This is a genomic window from Deinococcus radiodurans R1 = ATCC 13939 = DSM 20539 (genome assembly GCF_000008565.1).
Lineage (GTDB): Bacteria > Deinococcota > Deinococci > Deinococcales > Deinococcaceae > Deinococcus > Deinococcus radiodurans.
Genome location: NC_001263.1, coordinates 2,011,471 through 2,027,945, shown reverse-complemented (window position 1 = coordinate 2,027,945; position 16,475 = coordinate 2,011,471). Strand labels below are relative to the sequence as shown.

General features: G+C 67.4%; 20 protein-coding genes and 1 pseudogene. 15 read left to right on the top strand and 6 right to left on the bottom strand.

Features of this window, described 5'->3' with window-relative positions:
- Positions 1 to 43: 43 nt before the first annotated feature.
- On the bottom strand, positions 44 to 1,060 hold the full coding sequence (locus DR_RS10285) for an aspartate-semialdehyde dehydrogenase (protein WP_010888641.1): 1,017 nt from the start codon (positions 1,058 to 1,060) through the stop codon (positions 44 to 46).
- Positions 1,061 to 1,255: 195 nt separating this feature from the next.
- Here DR_RS10285 and DR_RS10280 point away from each other — a divergent pair, with 195 nt between their 5' ends.
- The 7 genes from DR_RS10280 (at position 1,256) to DR_RS10250 (ending at position 4,161) form a co-directional block, all read left to right on the top strand.
- On the top strand, positions 1,256 to 1,495 hold the full coding sequence (locus DR_RS10280) for a DUF3248 domain-containing protein (protein WP_010888640.1): 240 nt from the start codon (positions 1,256 to 1,258) through the stop codon (positions 1,493 to 1,495).
- Between the two features lie 10 nt (positions 1,496 to 1,505).
- Positions 1,506 to 1,979 (top strand): DUF3809 domain-containing protein, encoded by a 474-nt coding sequence (locus DR_RS10275; RefSeq protein ID WP_010888639.1) that lies wholly within the window; start codon positions 1,506 to 1,508, stop codon positions 1,977 to 1,979.
- Positions 1,980 to 2,157: 178 nt separating this feature from the next.
- Positions 2,158 to 2,358, top strand: coding sequence for a 50S ribosomal protein L35 (gene rpmI, locus DR_RS10270; protein WP_010888638.1), 201 nt, complete (start codon positions 2,158 to 2,160; stop codon positions 2,356 to 2,358).
- A gap of 3 nt (positions 2,359 to 2,361) precedes the next feature.
- Positions 2,362 to 2,718, top strand: a complete 357-nt coding sequence (gene rplT, locus DR_RS10265) for a 50S ribosomal protein L20 (protein WP_010888637.1) — start codon at positions 2,362 to 2,364, stop codon at positions 2,716 to 2,718.
- Positions 2,719 to 2,939: 221 nt separating this feature from the next.
- On the top strand, positions 2,940 to 3,452 hold the full coding sequence (locus DR_RS10260; protein ID WP_027479839.1) for a hypothetical protein: 513 nt from the start codon (positions 2,940 to 2,942) through the stop codon (positions 3,450 to 3,452).
- Between the two features lie 7 nt (positions 3,453 to 3,459).
- Complete coding sequence (locus DR_RS10255; RefSeq protein WP_010888635.1) at positions 3,460 to 3,849, top strand: hypothetical protein; 390 nt, start codon at positions 3,460 to 3,462, stop codon at positions 3,847 to 3,849.
- Positions 3,850 to 4,161, top strand: coding sequence for a hypothetical protein (locus DR_RS10250; RefSeq protein WP_010888634.1), 312 nt, complete (start codon positions 3,850 to 3,852; stop codon positions 4,159 to 4,161).
- 9 nt (positions 4,162 to 4,170) lie between these two features.
- Here the strand turns inward: DR_RS10250 and DR_RS10245 are convergent, their stop codons facing one another.
- From DR_RS10245 to katA, 3 genes are all read right to left on the bottom strand, one after another.
- On the bottom strand, positions 4,171 to 4,944 hold the full coding sequence (locus DR_RS10245; RefSeq protein WP_010888633.1) for a S66 family peptidase: 774 nt from the start codon (positions 4,942 to 4,944) through the stop codon (positions 4,171 to 4,173).
- Positions 4,945 to 5,226: 282 nt separating this feature from the next.
- Complete coding sequence (locus DR_RS10240) at positions 5,227 to 5,865, bottom strand: LysE family translocator (RefSeq protein WP_027479837.1); 639 nt, start codon at positions 5,863 to 5,865, stop codon at positions 5,227 to 5,229.
- 125 nt (positions 5,866 to 5,990) lie between these two features.
- Positions 5,991 to 7,601, bottom strand: a complete 1,611-nt coding sequence (gene katA / locus DR_RS10235; protein WP_010888631.1) for a catalase — start codon at positions 7,599 to 7,601, stop codon at positions 5,991 to 5,993.
- Positions 7,602 to 7,853: 252 nt separating this feature from the next.
- Here katA and DR_RS10230 point away from each other — a divergent pair, with 252 nt between their 5' ends.
- The 4 genes and pseudogenes from DR_RS10230 to DR_RS10215 all read left to right on the top strand — a co-directional run bounded on the left by DR_RS10230 (position 7,854) and on the right by DR_RS10215 (position 11,531).
- Positions 7,854 to 8,456 carry an NYN domain-containing protein gene (locus tag DR_RS10230; RefSeq protein ID WP_010888630.1) on the top strand — a complete coding sequence of 201 codons (603 nt, stop codon included), beginning with the start codon at positions 7,854 to 7,856 and terminating at the stop codon, positions 8,454 to 8,456.
- Positions 8,446 to 9,499 (top strand): annotated as a pseudogene (plsX, locus tag DR_RS10225) (phosphate acyltransferase PlsX). Before DR_RS10230 ends, plsX begins: the two are co-directional and overlap by 11 nt.
- Positions 9,500 to 9,615: 116 nt before the next feature.
- Positions 9,616 to 10,896, top strand: a complete 1,281-nt coding sequence (locus DR_RS10220) for a mechanosensitive ion channel family protein (protein ID WP_010888628.1) — start codon at positions 9,616 to 9,618, stop codon at positions 10,894 to 10,896.
- Positions 10,897 to 10,946: 50 nt separating this feature from the next.
- The gene (locus DR_RS10215) at positions 10,947 to 11,531 is read left to right on the top strand and encodes a YIP1 family protein (protein WP_010888627.1); all 585 of its coding nucleotides are present in this window, start codon (positions 10,947 to 10,949) and stop codon (positions 11,529 to 11,531) included.
- Positions 11,532 to 11,579: 48 nt separating this feature from the next.
- On the opposite strand, the gene DR_RS10210 is transcribed toward DR_RS10215, so the two are convergent.
- Together DR_RS10210 and DR_RS10205 are read right to left on the bottom strand one after the other, a co-directional pair.
- Positions 11,580 to 12,404, bottom strand: coding sequence for a transglutaminase family protein (locus tag DR_RS10210; protein ID WP_010888626.1), 825 nt, complete (start codon positions 12,402 to 12,404; stop codon positions 11,580 to 11,582).
- Positions 12,405 to 12,505: 101 nt separating this feature from the next.
- On the bottom strand, positions 12,506 to 13,144 hold the full coding sequence (locus DR_RS10205) for a rhomboid family protein (RefSeq protein WP_028328056.1): 639 nt from the start codon (positions 13,142 to 13,144) through the stop codon (positions 12,506 to 12,508).
- A gap of 130 nt (positions 13,145 to 13,274) precedes the next feature.
- Here DR_RS10205 and truD point away from each other — a divergent pair, with 130 nt between their 5' ends.
- The 4 genes from truD (at position 13,275) to DR_RS10185 (ending at position 16,412) form a co-directional block, all read left to right on the top strand.
- Positions 13,275 to 14,336, top strand: coding sequence for a tRNA pseudouridine(13) synthase TruD (gene truD, locus DR_RS10200; RefSeq protein WP_010888624.1), 1,062 nt, complete (start codon positions 13,275 to 13,277; stop codon positions 14,334 to 14,336).
- On the top strand, positions 14,333 to 14,722 hold the full coding sequence (locus DR_RS10195) for a hypothetical protein (RefSeq protein WP_010888623.1): 390 nt from the start codon (positions 14,333 to 14,335) through the stop codon (positions 14,720 to 14,722). The genes truD and DR_RS10195 overlap by 4 nt, the downstream gene beginning before the upstream one ends.
- Positions 14,719 to 15,153 (top strand): DUF3293 domain-containing protein, encoded by a 435-nt coding sequence (locus DR_RS10190; RefSeq protein ID WP_010888622.1) that lies wholly within the window; start codon positions 14,719 to 14,721, stop codon positions 15,151 to 15,153. The genes DR_RS10195 and DR_RS10190 overlap by 4 nt, the downstream gene beginning before the upstream one ends.
- Positions 15,154 to 15,269: 116 nt before the next feature.
- Positions 15,270 to 16,412, top strand: coding sequence for a PhoH family protein (locus DR_RS10185; RefSeq protein WP_010888621.1), 1,143 nt, complete (start codon positions 15,270 to 15,272; stop codon positions 16,410 to 16,412).
- The last annotated feature ends 63 nt before the right edge of the window (positions 16,413 to 16,475 follow it).

The following is a 16,475-nucleotide window of genomic DNA, read 5'->3' as shown; positions in this document are numbered from 1 at the left end:
CAGGCGGCAACCTACGCTGCGGCCCGGCCCCATGTTGTAAGCGTTAGCCCCGCTGAACTTTCAGCCCCCCGCGCCGCTGAAGGTCTTCGGCAATCTGCACGGCGTTCAGAGCGGCGCCCTTGAGCAGTTGGTCGCCCGCCACGAACAGTTCGATGCCGCCGTCGAACACGAGGCTCTGGCGTATGCGCCCCACTTCCACGTCGTACTTGCCGCTGGCGGTCAGGGGCATGGGGTAGAGCTTCGCGCTAGGGTCGTCGCGCACCTCCACACCCGCCGCCGTCGCCAGCAGCTCACGGATGGCCTCGGGCGTAGCAGGCCGCTCCAGCTCCAGCGTGATGGCCTCGCTGTGGGTTCGCAGGGTGGGAATACGGACTGCCGTGCAACTGATCTGCAAGCTCTCGTCGCCCATGATTTTGCGCGTCTCCCAGACCACCTTCATCTCTTCCTTGGTGTAGCCGTTGTCCTGAAACACGTCGATGTGCGGAATCACGTTGAAGGGAATGGGGTGAACGAATTCATGGTGGCCCGCGTCCTGGCCGTGCAGCACCTTGTGCGTCTCGGTGAGCAGCTCGTCCATGCCCTTTTGCCCGGCGCCGCTGGTGGCCTGATAGGTGCTGACGATCATGCGCTTGACGCCGTACTTGCGGTGAATCGGCGCGACGGCGACCACGGCGATGGCGGTGGTGCAGTTGGGGTTGGCGATAATGCCCTTGTGCCCCAGGGCCGCTTCACCATTGACCTCGGGCACGACGAGCGGCACGTCGTCGTCGTAGCGAAAGGCGCTGGAATTGTCGATGACGACGGCGCCGCCTTCCACCCAGCGCGGGGCCTTTTCCTTGCTGATGGACCCGCCCGCCGAGGCGAGCACGAGGTCGGCGGGCAGGGCGCCGTCCGGCGTGGCCTGCACCGTCAGCGGCTGCCCGCGAAACTCCAGCGTGCTGCCCGCGCTGCGCGGCGAGGCGTAGAGTTGCAGTTCGCTGAAGTCGAGACTTGAGGTTTCAAGCACCTTCAGCAGTTCGTGGCCGACGGCCCCGGTGGCTCCCACAATGGCGACGCGCATCTTTGCTCCTCCTTACGACAAAAAAACCGCCCGCGTATGTCCTACGGGGCGGCTGCCTGACGCACCGCCCTCAAGGGGTCGTGGTGGCAATCAAGGCACTCATGCGGTCAGGGTAGAGGGTGAGCTGCGGGGGGTCAAGGGGACACCGGGCATCAGAAGAGAAGCAGAGCAGGCAGCGAAGGCGCGGGGCGTACAATGGCGCTCATGGCTTTTGCAGAGCTGCCCCCCGAACTCTCGCGGCAACTGGAAGCGCTCGGCGGGCAACTGGTGTGGCGCATCGGCAAGGACGAACTCAGCGACAACGTGGTGGTTCGCCTGGGCTACGCCTCGGCCACGCCACGCTTTGCCCACCTGCCCCGGCTCCGGAGCGCGGGTGACGCCGAGGTGCAGGAAGCGGCACAAACCGGGCGGCTCGTCATCGAGTGGGTGGACTGAAGGTGCGGGCGTGATTCTGAGTGCCGAGCAGTCGTTTACCTTGCGCCACCCCCACGGGCAGGCGGCGGCGCTCGCCTTCGTACGTGAACCCGCTGCCGCGCTCGCCGGGGTGCGCTTTTTGCGCGGGCTGGACTCGGACGGCGAGCAGGTCTGGGGCGAACTGCTGGTCACGGTGCCGCTGCTGGGCGAGGTGGACCTGCCCTTTCGCAGCGAAATTGTCCGCACGCCGCAGGGCGCCGAGTTGCGTCCGCTCACGCTGACCGGCGAACGCGCCTGGGTCGCGGTGTCGGGGCAGGCGACGGCGGCTGAGGGCGGCGAGATGGCCTTCGCCTTTCAGTTTCAGGCCCACCTCGCTACGCCCGAGGCCGAGGGCTGGGGCGGCGCGGCCTTTGAAAAGATGGTGCAGGCGGCGGCGGGCCGGACGCTGGAGCGCGTGGCGAAGGCGCTGCCGGAGGGGCTGGCAGCGGGACTGCCCCCGGCCTGACGGCGGCTGACCCCGCGGCCCTTGTTCTGCCAGGGCTTCATCGTGTAAAATCTTCGCTTGGTCAAGTGGGGCAGGGCGACCAACGGCTCTTTGAGAACTTTCTCAACAAGAGAGCGGCCCGAACCCCAGACAGAAGCCTCCCCAGGGAGCGCGACTGGACTACGAAGGAGGGCTCTCCATGCCCAAGATGAAGACTCACAAGATGGCCAAGCGCCGGATCAAGATCACCGGCACCGGCAAGGTCATGGCGTTCAAGAGTGGCAAGCGCCACCAGAACACCGGCAAGAGCGGCGACGAAATTCGCGGCAAGGGCAAGGGCTTCGTGCTCGCCAAAGCCGAATGGGCCCGGATGAAACTCATGCTCCCGAGGGGGAAATAAACCATGCCACGCGCCAAAACCGGGATTGTCCGTCGCCGCCGCCACAAGAAGGTCCTCAAGCGCGCCAAGGGCTTCTGGGGCAGCCGCTCTAAGCAGTACCGCAACGCCTTCCAGACGCTGCTCAACGCTGCCACTTACGAGTACCGTGACCGCCGCAACAAGAAGCGCGACTTCCGCCGCCTGTGGATTCAGCGCATCAACGCGGGCGCCCGCCTGCACGGCATGAACTACTCGACTTTCATCAACGGTCTGAAGCGCGCGAACATCGACCTGAACCGCAAGGTCCTGGCTGACATCGCCGCCCGCGAACCCGAAGCCTTCAAGGCGCTCGTGGACGCTTCGCGCAACGCTCGTCAATAAGACCTCCTCGGATTGAATCGCCAAGGTGATTCAATCCGAGCGAAGCGAGTAGGAGCCAAGCGGGTTCCGGACGTGGAGTTGGTCAACTGGCGCTGTTCCAGTTGGTCAACGGAGCAGACGGAACCCGTAAAAGCTGGCCAGGAACTGCCTCCCAAGTGGGGGCAGTTTTTTTGTGCTTCCGGTCCGTCTCCGGCACCCGCCTCTGGACTATTCTCCTTGCCATGAGTCTTGCCCGCTTCCTTCTCTCGCTGATTGCTGGGGCGTCCGCCGCCCTGATCGCCTTTTCCGCGTTCTACACGCGGGGCGACACCGGCGGCGTGTTCCGCTTTCTGCACGCGCGCGGCGATGTGCGGCGACTCGAAGCAGCGGGCGCGGGCGCCGAGCAGATCGCGGCGGCCAAAGCGCGGGCGCTGGAAATCGCCCAGAGCGTCGCGGACCCGGCCTTCGCCACCCAGATGCTGCCGGTGGCTCTGCTGATTGGCATAGGGGTGGCAGCGCTCGTCTGGACGCTGTTCGGGCGCCGGCTGGAGCGGGTCGAGCAGGGCGGCGAGCGGGCCGACGTGCAGGAGCGCATGGTCCTGAAATACGCCTACCGCAGCGGCGGGCACTTCACCCTGCGTGACCTGGAAGAAAAAAGCCCACTGAGCTTCGAGCAGGCCCGCGAGGTGACGGGCCGGATGCTCGAACGCGGGCAACTTCAGCGCGACGGCGACGGCTACCGTCTGCTGCGTTGAGGCAGGCATGAATGCCGCCGACCTCGCGTTGCTGCTTCAGGAGGCCAACAGTGCCCCCTGGGAAAGTGTGCAGAGTGCGTTGGACATGGTGGACGGGGCAACTCACCCGCGTATCGGCTGGCTGACCACCCACCTGACACAGACCAAGCGGGGGTACTGGGCCGCCATTGCTGGGGCGACGGGCGACCTCCCACCCCCCGACGACGCCGGATTGCGCCGCCTGATGGGCTGGGAAGTGGAGCAAACGCGGCAGCTCTCGCCCGAGCAGTTGTCCACCGAACTCACCTACAGCGAGCAGACCATGACAGTGGCCGAACTTCTGCGTCTGAATGCCCGCCACAGCGTGTGGCACGCCGGGCAACTCGCCGCGCTCGCGGGCCGGGTGCGGAGCGCTTAGGTGCCCGAGGAGCGTCCCTTTCTCGCCCTCTCCGAGCCGAATCCGGCGGGGGAAGACGCGGCGGGGGCGGTGCCGGACACGCTGTTTGACCTCGCGGTGAACCGGGCTACCGCTGCCGTGCGTGGAGTGGGTCTGTCCTCACAGGCGGGGGCCGACGCGCTCGCCGCGTGGCACGCCCGCACCCGCTTCGCCCGCCGGGTGCCGCTGGCCGACATTCGCGCGGCGCTGGACCTCAGACCTGCTGGCGGGCAGTGGCACTGGGCCGGGGGGCCGGAGGGCGGCTGGCAGCCGGGGAAACCCGCGTTTCCCTGATTCTGGGGGTTAGGGCCAAACTGTGACCCGCCCTGCCACCGGGTCCAGTCGCACCTGTGCGCCCAGCGGCAGCGTGAGCTGGGGCGAGGTGTGACCGAAATCCACATTGGCGACGACGGGCAGGTCTTCGCGCCCCGCTTCCTTCAGCACCCGGCGCACCCAGACATAAAGCTGCGCGGTCATCTCCGGCGTGTAGTCACGGGGCCGGGCGAGCAGCAGCCCACTGAGGCGCTGCAAGACGCCCTTGGCCGCCCAGTTGCGGAGCCAGTAGCCCACCTGCGCGGGGCTGGGCACGTCTTCGCTTGTTTCCAGCGCCATCACCGCGCCGTGCCACAGCTCGGGCGGCAGTTCGCCGGGCGTGCCGCTGAGCATGTCCAGAATCTCCACGCAGCCGCCGAGCAGGTGCCCTTCGCCGGGGGCGTCGCCCTGGAGCCACGTCCAGCCGTCGCCGGGCTGAAATTCGCGGCGAATCTCCTGCGCCGCCACGTCCTCCCAGTCCTGCCCCGCCTCGGTCCACTCGGGGGCGGGGGAGAGGTCGTAAGGCTCGGTGCCGAACGCCTGTTCCAGCCCGCGCCGGGTGAAGGGATGAATGCCGCCGTTCTCCGCCAGATCAGTCAGCACGGCGGGGCCGTGGTAGGCCATCACGCCCGCTTTCAGGAATTGCATCAGCGTGACGGTGCTGTCGGAGTAACCCACAAAGGCTTTCGGATGCGCCCGAATAAGGTCAGCGTCCAGCAGGGGCAGCAGCCGAATCGAATCGTCCCCGCCGATGACACTGACCATCCCGTCAATCTCGGGATTTTGCAGCGCCCAGTGCAGGTCGTCGGCGCGGGCTGCGGATTTTCATAGAGGTAATCGGGGCCACGAAAGGCGTTCGGCGCAGCGACGATCTCCCAGCCGAGAGACTCGGCGGCCTGCCGCACCCCGGTCGCGTACCGGTGCGGCACCTCGGTCACGAAGCCCCCACTGAGGCTGAGCGCCGCCACGCGGGCGCCGGGGCCGAGGGGCTGGGGCCTGACGAATGGGAGCCTGATGGACTGAGCGGAAGGGGACATGTCCACCGTTTTACCTTTCAACCGCGACGTAAGTGCCCAGGGCGATCATCGCCCCGCCGCTCGCCACCTTTTGCCCGCGTTGAAAGCGGGGGTTGCCTTGCAGTCGCGCGCCCAGAAACCCGGCCAGCGTGGCGACGAGCATGGCATTGAGCGTGTTGACCACCACCGAAGTCGTGCCCAGCAGCAGAAATTGTCCGAAGACGTGCCCCGTTGCAGGCTTCACGAACTGGGGAATCACCGCCAGGAAAAACAGGGCCGTTTTGGGATTGAGCAGTTCGGTCATGGCGCCCTGCGTGAACAGGCGGCTCTGACGCTCGGGCGCGGCGGCAGCGAGGCTGGCTTCCTCTTTGGACGACAGGGCCTCTTTGGACAGCAGCACGCGCAGGCCCAGATAAATCAGGTACGCCGCCCCCGCGTACTTCACGACGCTGAAAGCGAGCGACGACGCCATGATGAGCGCCGAGAGCCCCACCGCCGAGGCCAGCACATGCACCATGCCGCCGGCTCCGGTGCCGAGGGCGCTCTGAATCCCGGCCCAACGCCCACCCCCCAGACTGCGGGCGAGAATGTACATCAGTCCGGGGCCGGGGAGCAGGGCCAGCACCACGGCAGCGACCAGAAAAGCACCGTACTGGTGGGGGTCGATCATGGTTGATTGTAGCGGGATTCGGGGGCTTTGGGCTGTTTGCTGGGAAATGAAAAACAGCTTCAGAGGACCATAAAAAAAGCCGCCCACACCGGGGCGACTCTTTCAGTTTCCGTGCTCAGCTTGTCTCAGTACAGGCTGCTCGCCTCGGTGCCGTAGACGGGGGCTTCCTGCTTCTGGCCCTTCATCTCGGCTTCCTTGGCCTGAATGCCCTCGCGCACGCGCTGGCCGTAGTCGGCGTCGGCGGCGGTGAAGTATTCGAGCATCTTGTCCTGAATACGCTTGTCCACGCCCGCCAGAGCGCCGGAGAGGTTGCTCACCAGTTCGTCACGCTCCCAGTCGGCGAAGTTGCGGTACTGCATCCCGGCCTGCCCGAAGGGGTTGGGGCGTTCGATGGCGGCGCGCACGAGGTTGCCTTCCACGCGGGGGGTGTGCTCGGGGGCGCGGCGAGGCGCTTCCTTGGGACCGCTGAGAAGGCTCGGCTCGTAGTTCACACGCTGGTCCTGGCCCTCAAAGGTATCCACCCGGTAGGCCATCTGCCCGTCGCGCTGGTTGGTGGCGACGTGCTTTTTGGGCGCGTTGATCGGCAGTTGCAGGTAGTTGGGGCCGACGCGGTAGCGCTGGGTGTCGGAGTAGCTGAAGGTGCGGCCCTGGAGCATCTTGTCGTCGCTGAAGTCCAGGCCGTCCACCAGCACGCCGGTCCCGAAGGCGGCCTGCTCGGTTTCGGCAAACACGTTTTCGGGGTTGCGGTTCAGCGTCATCTGGCCGACGTGCCGCCAGGGGAACTGCTCGCGGGGCCAGATCTTGGTGTCGTCGAGGGGGTCAAAGTCGAGTTCGGGGTGCTCGCCGTCTTCCATGATCTGCACGAACAGGTCCCACTGGGGAAAGTCGCCGCGCTCGATGGCGTCGTGCAGGTCCTGGGTCGCGTGGTTGAAGTTGGTCGCCTGCACCTCGTCGGCCTGCATCTGCGTCAGGTTGCGCACGCCCTGCACGGGTTCCCAGTGGTACTTGACCAGCACGCCTTCACCCTGGTCGTTGACCCACTTGTAGGTGTTCACGCCGCTGCCCTGCATGAAGCGGTAGCTCGCCGGAATGCCCCAGGGCGAGTACAGCAGGGTAATCATGTGGGTCGCTTCGGGGGAGCCCGCGAAGAAATCGAAGATGCGCTCCTGCGACTGGATGTTGGTGGTCGGGCTGGGCTTCTGGCTGTGGATCAGGTCGGGGAACTTCAGCGCGTCACGGATGAAGAAGATTTTGAGGTTGTTGCCGACGAGGTCCCAGTTGCCGTCTTCGGTGTAGAACTTGACGGCGAACCCGCGCGGGTCACGCAGCGTTTCGGGCGAGTGGGTGCCGTGACCCACCGTCGAGAAGCGCACGAAGACGGGCGTTTCCTTGCCGTCTTCCTGAAACAGCTTGGCGCGGGTGTACTTGCTCACCGGCTCGTCGCCGACCTTGCCCGTCGCTCTGAACACGCCGTGGGCGCCGACGCCGCGGGCGTGCACCACACGCTCGGGAATGCGCTCGCGGTCGAAGTGCGAGAGCTTTTCGATGAACTGGTAGTTTTCCAGCGTCATCGGGCCACGGCTGCCCACCGTGCGGCTGTTCTGGTTGTCGTGAACGGGGTGGCCCTGGCGGGTGGTCAGGGTGGTGCCTTGCTCGCCGGGGGCGGTGCGCCCGTCGCGGGGACCGCCCACGCCCTGCACCGCCGTGCCGACGCCCTTGTTGTTTTCGTCGCTCATACACTCTCCTTCGCCTCGCTGGCTCTGCTGCGCGGCAAGAGGCCCGAAGCTCCCTGCACCATATTGAGAATCATTCTCAATGTCCAGGGCCCTCGGTCTCCATGGCCCTCAGGCCCTCGCGGCGGCTGTGCAGTGGGTTCTGTCCAGTGGGTTCTGTGCAGTGGGTTCAAGAAGAAGGCGCAGGGGGGGGCAGAGCAGCAGGACACCGCGCTGCGCCGGGGCATCCGCTATCCTGCGCGGGACAGGAGACTCATGGAACGTATTGCACTCTTTATTGACGGCGCGAATGTCTATGCCGCGGCCAAACGGCTCGGCTGGAACTTCGACCACCGCAAGATTCTCGAACATTTTGCGGGGCTCGGCGCTCTGTATAACGCCTTTTACTACACCGCCGTGCCCTGGCCGGTGGACGACAAACAAAAGCGCTTCGTGGACGCCCTGACCTACATGGGCTACACGGTCCGCACCCGCCCGCTGCGCGAGAACACCGACGAGAACGGCGACACCTCGCGCCGCGCCAGCCTCGACATCGAACTGGTGACCGACCTGCTCACCACCGAGAGCCGCTACGACGTGGCGGTGCTGCTCTCCGGCGACGGCGACTTCGAGCGCCCGGTGGAGGTGCTGCGCGCCCGGGGCAAGAAAGTCATCGTGGCGAGCATTCCCGAGATGACGAGCGCCGAACTGCGCAACGCCGCCGACGAGTACGTGGACCTCGCCAGCATCCGTGAGCAGGTCGAGCGCCCCGGCTACCGCCTGCCGAGCGAAGGCAGCGGGCGTGACGGGGCGAGCCGCACCCAGGACCGCGACCTGCGTGCGTCGTTCTACGGAGCTGGAGCAGGCGATGAGCGCTGAGGCGAGCCCGGCGAATCTGAGCGCCAAAGCGGCGGGGCGCCTGCCGGTGGCGCTCGACGCGATGGGCGGCGACCACGGCCTGACGCCCAACGTGGACGGCGCGGTGCAGGCCGCCCGCAGCGGGGTGTCGGTGCTGCTCGTGGGCGACCGGGTCAAGCTGCACGCCGAACTCGGCAAACACGAGGGAAGCAGCCGCCTGCCCATCGAGGTGGTGGACGCCCCCGACGTGATCGGGATGGAAGAGCACGCCAGCGACGTGCGCAGCCGCACCGGCGCGAGCATCAACGTCTGCACCCGGCTGGTCAAGGAAGGCCGCGCCGCCGCCGCCGTCAGCATGGGGCATTCGGGCGCGACGATGGCCTCGGCGCTGCTCACGCTCGGGCGCATCAAGGGTGTGGACCGCCCCGCCATTCTGGCGCACCTGCCCGCGCAGGGCGGCTTTACCACGCTGCTCGACGCTGGGGCCAACGCCGACGTCAAACCCGCCTACCTCGCGCAGTGGGCGCGGCTGGCGACGGTGTACCTCAAAGTCCTCGAAGACCGCGACAACCCCACCGTGGGCCTGCTCTCCATCGGCGAAGAGGACCACAAGGGCAGCCAGCAGGTGGTCGAGGCGCACACCCTCCTGCGGGCGCTCGACGGCCAGGGCATCACCTTCTACGGGAACGTGGAGGGGCGCGACATCTTCAGATCCACCACCGACATCGTGGTGACCGACGGCTTTACCGGCAACGTGGTCCTCAAGCTCGCCGAGGGCGAGGCGCGGGTGCTGCTCGGCTGGGTCAAGGAAGCGCTCAATTCCAACGTCAAGAGCAAACTCGGCGGCCTGCTGGTGCGCGACTCGCTGCGCGGGCTGGCCGAGCGGATGGACCCCAGCACCTTACGGCGCGAGCATCTTGATCGGGGTGCGGGGGCTGGCCTTTATCGGCCACGGCAGCGCCGACGCCCGCGCCGTCAAAAACGCCGTGCTGCGTGCCGCCCGCGCCCACGAAGCGCGGCTGGTCGAGCGCCTGGAAGCGGCGTTCGCGGGGCCGCAGGGCTGAGAACGGCTGAGCCGCCCGGCTCACTCTGAAAGGCGAGAGGTCATGGGAAATGCCCTTCCCGGCCCTCTCGCTTTTCTATCCCCCTGGCCTGCGCCGGACATGGCACAGTAAGGCCCATGCTCGATGTTCTGATGGTCCAGCTCGCCAAGCCGCAGGTCTGGGTGGGCCTCGCGCTGACCCTGGTGGTGGCCTACGCGCTCTACCGCCTGGGCCGCACGCTGCTGCGCAGCATTGAAGGCTACCTGCACCCCCGCCTGACGCTGGTGCTCAAGTGGCTGCTGCTGCTGACGATTTCGGTGGGCTGGCTGGCGAGTGCCACCCACATCGCCTACCTGCCCGACGTGCCCGTCTTGTTTGACCTCGGGGCCGATATCCGCGAGGGCTTTCGCAACAGCGCGGGCAAGGTGGTGGTCGTGCTGGCGATGGCGATGATCGCCTGGAACCTCATCAGCGTGATCAGTGGCCGCGTGGTGCCTGACGACGACTTCAACCGCCGCACGGTGCGGGTGCAGACCCTCAAGGGCGTGGTGGAAAGCACCCTGCGCGTCCTCATCGTCGTCATTGCCGCCCTCGCCATGTTGCAGACCCTCGGCCTTAACACGACCAGCCTGCTCGCGGGCGTGTCGGTGCTGGGCCTGGCGGTCAGCTTCGGGGCGCAGAACCTCTTCAAGGACCTCTTTACCGGCTTTTTTATCCTGCTCGAAGACCAATACGGCGTGGGCGACGTGATCACCATCAACACCGGGCAGCTCTCGGGCAACGTGGAGAGCGTCAACCTGCGCGTGACCACCCTGCGCGCGCTCGACGGCACCGTGCACATCGTCCCCAACGGCCAGATTCAGACCGTCAGCGTGAGCAGCAAGGACTGGTCGCGGGTGGTGGCGACGGTGGACGTGACCTACAACACCAACATCGATCAGGCGCTCGGCGTGCTCGACGCGGTCAGCCGGGAGCTGTATCACGACCCCGCATGGAAAGATCACTTCCTCGACGCGCCCGAGGTGCAGGGCGTCACCGATCTCGCTCCCGACGGCATCACTCTGCGCGCGCTGTTCAAGGTGCTGCCCAAAAGCCAGTTTGCCCTGGGCCGCGAGTTCAACCGCCGCATCAAAATTGCCATGGACGAGGCGAACATCGAGATTCCCTCGCCTCAGCGCAGCGTGAGTTTCGGCAGCGCCCCGCTGGAGGTCAAACTGGCCCGCGAGGTCAAGCAGACACAGGGAGCCGGTCAAGCGCCCGCCGCGCCTAACCCTGCCGCGTCTGCCCCTGCCGCGTCTGCCCCGCCCATGTCCGCGCCCGCTGCTGGTCCGAATCCTCAGACCCTCGCCGGGCAAAACCGCACCCATTCCCCCATTGCGCCGGGCTTCAGCCGTGACGCCGAGGAAGATGAACGCTAGCTCAGGGCGGCGGGGGGCAACCGCCGGGGCACAGGGCGCGTATTGAAGGCATGACCCGCTCCCCCTTTTCCACGCCCAGCGCACCCAGCCAGATTTCGGACATGTTCGCCCAGAGCACGGCGGTCCTGGCCCGGCCTGCGCCCAGCACCTTCGAGCGCTTTGAGCGGCGGGGCGGCACCGGGCAAGCGCTGATGTATGTCCTGCTCGCCGCTGCCGTCTCGGGCGTGATTGCCGCGCTGTTCTCGGTCTTTCACAGCGACGTGACCTTTTTCGGCCAGTTGTTCTCGCGCCTCATCGGGATTCCGGCGCAGTTCCTCGTCTTTACCGGCGCGGTGTACCTGATTGGCCGCTACCTGTTCGGCGGCACGGGCCGCTACTCGGAAGTCGCCTACACCTTTGCCCTGTTCTTCGTGCCGCTGAGCATCGTGGGCACCCTGCTCGGCATCATTCCCATCTTCGGCTGGTTCGTGCAGAGCGTGGTGATTGCGCTGGCGCTGGCTTTCTTCGGCTTTCTCGCCGTGCAGTCGAGCATGAACCTGCGCGACCCGGTCAAGGCCGGGGTGACACTGGTGCTCTCGGCACTGGCCTATAGCATCGTCGAGCCGGTGCTGCTCCGCTCACTGTTCGGGCTGTAAGTCTTCCTGAACACCCTCCCCTCGCTGACCGGCGGGGGGAGTTTTGTTTTACTGCTCCCCGTACACGTGCACCGCCACGTCCAGCTTGCCCTGGCCGCCGCCGTAGTAGGTGCCGCGCACCGGGGACACGTCGCTGTACTCGCGCCCGTGGGCGATCTTGATGTGTTTTTCGCCGGCCAGCCGGTTGTTGGTGGGGTCGTAGCCCAGCCAGCCGTAGCCCGGAATGAGCGCCTCCACCCAGGCGTGGGTGGCCTCGGCGCCCCGCATTTCTCCGCCGCTGTAGAGGTAGCCGCTGACGTAGCGGGCCGGAATCCCGAGCTGACGCAAGATGCCCAGCATGGCGTGGGTAAAGTCCTGGCACACGCCCCGTCCGTGCCGCGCGAACTCAGCGAGCGGAGTGTTCACGCCGGTCGCCTTGGCGTCGTAGGTAAAGCGGTGGTAGAGGAAGGTGTTGAGGTCGCTCAGAAAGCTCGGCAGGTCGTCCTTCGGCCCCGGACGGCGCACCTCGAAGATTTCCGGCCAGTCTCCGGCAGGCACGCGCGGAGACGGCACCAGAAACTCGATGTTCCTGGGCCGCACGTCTTCGAGCACACTCATGGGGGCGGGCAGCGGCAGCGTCACGGCGTGGGTGTCCACGATGGCCTGCGCCTCGATCCGCAGTTCGGTGTGCGCCTCATGCACGTGGACATGGTGCACCAGCGTCCCGAAATAGTCCTTGTGGGACGTGATTTCGGCTTCCGGCGTCACGTTCAGGTGAAAGGAACGCAGCGTCTGCCGCACCTCCTGCACCGGATGCAGGCGGACTTCATTGAACGAGTCCCAGGCGGGTTTGGGGTAGTGATACTCGGTGGTGTGTCGGATTTCGCAGCGCATAGGCAGGCCCCTCGGCAGGCTCCCCGGTCAGTGGCCGGAGACGTGCCGTGCAGTTTGACACGCTCCGGCTGACGGAACCGTCACGCCGTTTAGCCCACCCTTCATGCCCGACGCACCTTCCGGTGCAGCAGCGCCGCCGCGACCAGCCCGCCGATAAAGCCGAAGAGGTGCGCCTCCCACGAGATGGCGGGGTTGCTCGGCAGCACGCCCCACAGCACGCCGCCGTAGAGCGCGAAGGCGATCACCGCGATCACGACGGACAGCGGCGTCCGTTCCCACCAGCCCACGCCGAGCAGGTACGCGAGGTAGCCGAACACCAGTTCGCTCGCCCCCAGATGCACCGAGCCGCTGCGCCCTAACAGCCACACCAGCCCGCCGCCGATCAGGGCAATCAGGAAGGTGGCGACCAGAAAGCGGCTCACCGAGCGCACGGCGGTCATGAAGGCCAACACCGCCAGCGGTACCGTGTTGGCGATCAGGTGCGGAAACCCCGCGTGCAAAAAGGGCGCCGTGAACACGTGCCAGAAGGTTCCCACCTGGCGCGGCTCGATGCCGTACCCGTCCAGCCGGGTGCCGAAGAGAAACTGGTCGGCCACCTCCTGCCCCCAGAGCAGCGCGATCAGGCCCGCCGTCACCCCCGCCGCGGCCTTGACGTGCGGGCGGCCCGGCGCCAGCGGCGAAACGGCCCGTGGGGGCGGGTCCAGAAAGGAGGTGGGGCGTGGGGGAGGCGGGCGCGTCATGCCCCCAGTGTCCGCCGCCGGGGGAAAAGAAAAATGCGGCGCGGGCGAGGGGCCGTTCATGCAGCGCGGCGCGCGTTTGCCGGCAGCCCTGGCAACGGGCGCTTACAATCGGGCGCAATGAGCCTCATCTTTGACTGGTCGGCGCTGCGAGCGAACGACTTCTCCCGGCACCGGGGGCCGCCTGCGGGCCGAGCCTGCCGACTTTCAGGTGCAGGAGGTGCCCGCCTACCTGCCCGGCGGCAGCGGCGAGTACCTGTACCTGCACGTGGAAAAGACCCGCCACACCACCGCGCACGTGGTCCGCGAGCTGTGCGCGCAGCTCGGCGTGCGTGACCGCGACGTGGGGGTCGCCGGCCTCAAGGACCGCCACGCCGTGACCACCCAGTGGCTGAGCCTCCCCGCCAAAGTCGAGCCGCGCATGGGCGACTTCTCGCTGCCCGGCGTGCGGATTCTGGAAACCTCGCGCCACACCAACAAGCTCGGCATGGGCCACCTGCACGGCAACCGCTTCGTGGTGCGGGTGCGCGGCGCGGCGGGCATGGCCGAGCAGGCAGGGGAGACGCTGGCGACGCTCGCGCAGGGCGGCGTGCCCAACTATTTCGGCCCCCAGCGCTTCGGCCTCGGCGGGCTCAACGCCGAGGAGGGCCTGCGGGTGCTGCGCGGCGAGTCGGAACTGCGCGACCCCCGCGTGCGCCGCTTCCTGACGAGCAGCGTGCAGAGTGCCATCTTCAACGCACTGGTGAGCCTGCGGCTGGAGCGCGAGGTCTTCGACCGCCTGCTGACCGGCGACATGGCGAAAAAGCACGACACGGGCGGCGTCTTTCTGGTGGAGGACGCCGGGGCCGAGACCCCCAGAGCGCAGCGCGGCGAGGTCAGCGCGACCGGAACCCTCTTCGGACGCAAGGTCAAGCCCCTCACCGCCGACGCGGGCGCCCTGGAGGCCGAGGCCCTCGCGCTGTTCGGCCTGTCCCCGCAGGTCTTCGCCTCGCGCAAGGGCGACCGCCGCCTGATTCGCGTCTTTCCCGCTGAGGCTGAAGTGCGCCCTGAGGACGACGGTTACGTGCTCGCCTTCACCCTCCCCAAGGGCAGTTTCGCCACCAGCGTGCTGCGCGAGGTGATGAAGACCGAGGTGGACGCGCCAGGCGCCGGCCCAGACACGACCGACGAGGGCGAAGCGGGGGACGGCGAATGAAGCGCCCTGCCCGGATGCTGGCGCTGTCGGCGCTGCTCGCTGGCCTCCTTGGCGGCTTTCTCGGCACCGGGCAGGCCGCGCCCGCCGCGCAGCTCGGGCTGCGGCTCTCCTACGGCGGGGCGCTGCTGCAAGGGCAGGTGCGCGGCGCGCCGCACGACGCCCTGACCGGCGTCTGGAGCACTGTGGGCCGTGCCCGACTGCTGCGCTGTGCCCCGCGCTGCGTGACCACCGCCGCCCTGCCGCTTTCCGGCACGCTGATGCTGGGCAGCGGCTCGGCGTACCGGGTGGTGCTCGGCGGCAAGTTTCGCCCCGGACAGCGGGTGATGCTCACCCTGCGCCTGCGCAGCGGCCAGACGCTCAATGCCCAGGCGGTGGTCACGCGTTGACCGGCCCCACGCCCGACCCCGAGCTGCGGGCCGCGTTCCTGGCGACGCTTTACGGCCCGCCCGGCAAGCGTATGTGCCTCAGCCCCGTTCCCGGCCCTGCTCCCCGCTGGGCACACGGTCCCTGGGCCATCGTCACCGCCTGGAACCCGGACGCTCAGCAGGCCCCGGACGCCGAGAACCATGCCCGGCAGGGTGAGTTGCTGGCTGCTGTGACGCAGGCGGGTTTCTCCCCACATCCCGCTCGCAACGGCAACGGCGAGTGGGCCGAGGACAGCCTGCTCATTCCGGGGGCACCTCTGGAGAAGGCACGGGACTGGGGCGAGACGTTTGGGCAAAAAGCCGTGTTGTGGGGCACCGACTCTCAGGTGAACCTCGTCTGGTTGCCGGGGCCTGTCGAGCGCTTCTGGGCGGTGCTTGTAACAGAATCTTGACTCCGCCAGGTGGCCGATGTGCGGCTCGTTGCCGGGTGCCATCCTGCGGGCCGAGGGCAGCCTCGCAGCCGTAAATGTGGACCGGCATACCCAGGCCCGGCGCCCGGCGTCACACAATGGCGCTATCCGAATGCCTTTTTTCGCCCCCTTTCCCTCCCCGGCCCCTAGGGGAGGACTGTGCCCCTGCGGGGGCCAGGACAGGAGATAAGTTGACGGACTCTCAGACCAACATCGCCCCGCGTGCTGAAGACCAGACGGTGACCGCGACCGTGACCCTGAACGACCAGCGCGAGGCCTACGCCCTGCTCGGCGCCAACGACGCCAACCTGCGCCGCATGCGCGAGCTGACGCGGGCCAAGCTGATTGCGCGGGGCGAAACCGTAACTATTACCGGCGACGCGGCAGACGTGGAAGGCGCCGAGCGCATGGTGCGCGACGCTCTGGACGTGGTGCGCTCGGGCGGCGAACTCACCCCCGACAGCCTGCTGCGCTCGGCGCGCCTGAGCAGCGAGGGCCGCAGCCTCGCCGCCGAAACCCAGGTCAACGGCCTGACCCTGCCGCGCGGCCTCAAGCCCAAGACGCCGGGGCAAAAGCTCTACCTCGACCTCATCAACGAATCTGACATCACCTTCGGCGTCGGCCCCGCCGGGACCGGCAAGACCTACATGGCGGTGGCGATGGCGGTGCAGGCGCTCAAGGCCAAGAAGGTCAAGCGCATCATCCTGACCCGCCCGGCGGTCGAAGCGGGCGAGAAGCTCGGCTTTCTGCCCGGCGACTTGCAGGCCAAGATCGACCCGTACCTGCGGCCCCTCTACGACTCGCTGCAAGACATGCTCGACCAGGAAAAGTTCGAGGCATACCTGACGAGCGGGGTCATCGAAATCGCGCCGCTCGCCTTCATGCGCGGGCGCACGCTCAACGACGCCTTCATCATTCTCGACGAAGCGCAGAACACCACCGGCGAGCAGATGAAGATGTTCCTGACCCGTATGGGCTTTTCCTCCAAGGTGGTTGTGACCGGCGACGTGACCCAGATTGACTTGCCGCGTCACGTCACCTCCGGCCTCGCCGTCGCCAAGCGGGTGCTGAGCCAGATCGAGGGCATCGGCTGGCACGAATTCACCGAGGTGGACGTGGTGCGTCACCCGCTGGTGGGGCGCATCATCAAGGCCTACGACGCTGCCGAGCAGGCCGAGGAAGATCGCCGCGCCGCCCGCCGGGGCGAACTGGCGAGCATTCCTGAGCACGAGCACGACTGAACAAAACATCAGCCTCACCGCAGATGGACCCGCGCCTGACCCGCGCGGGTTCATCTGCTATGA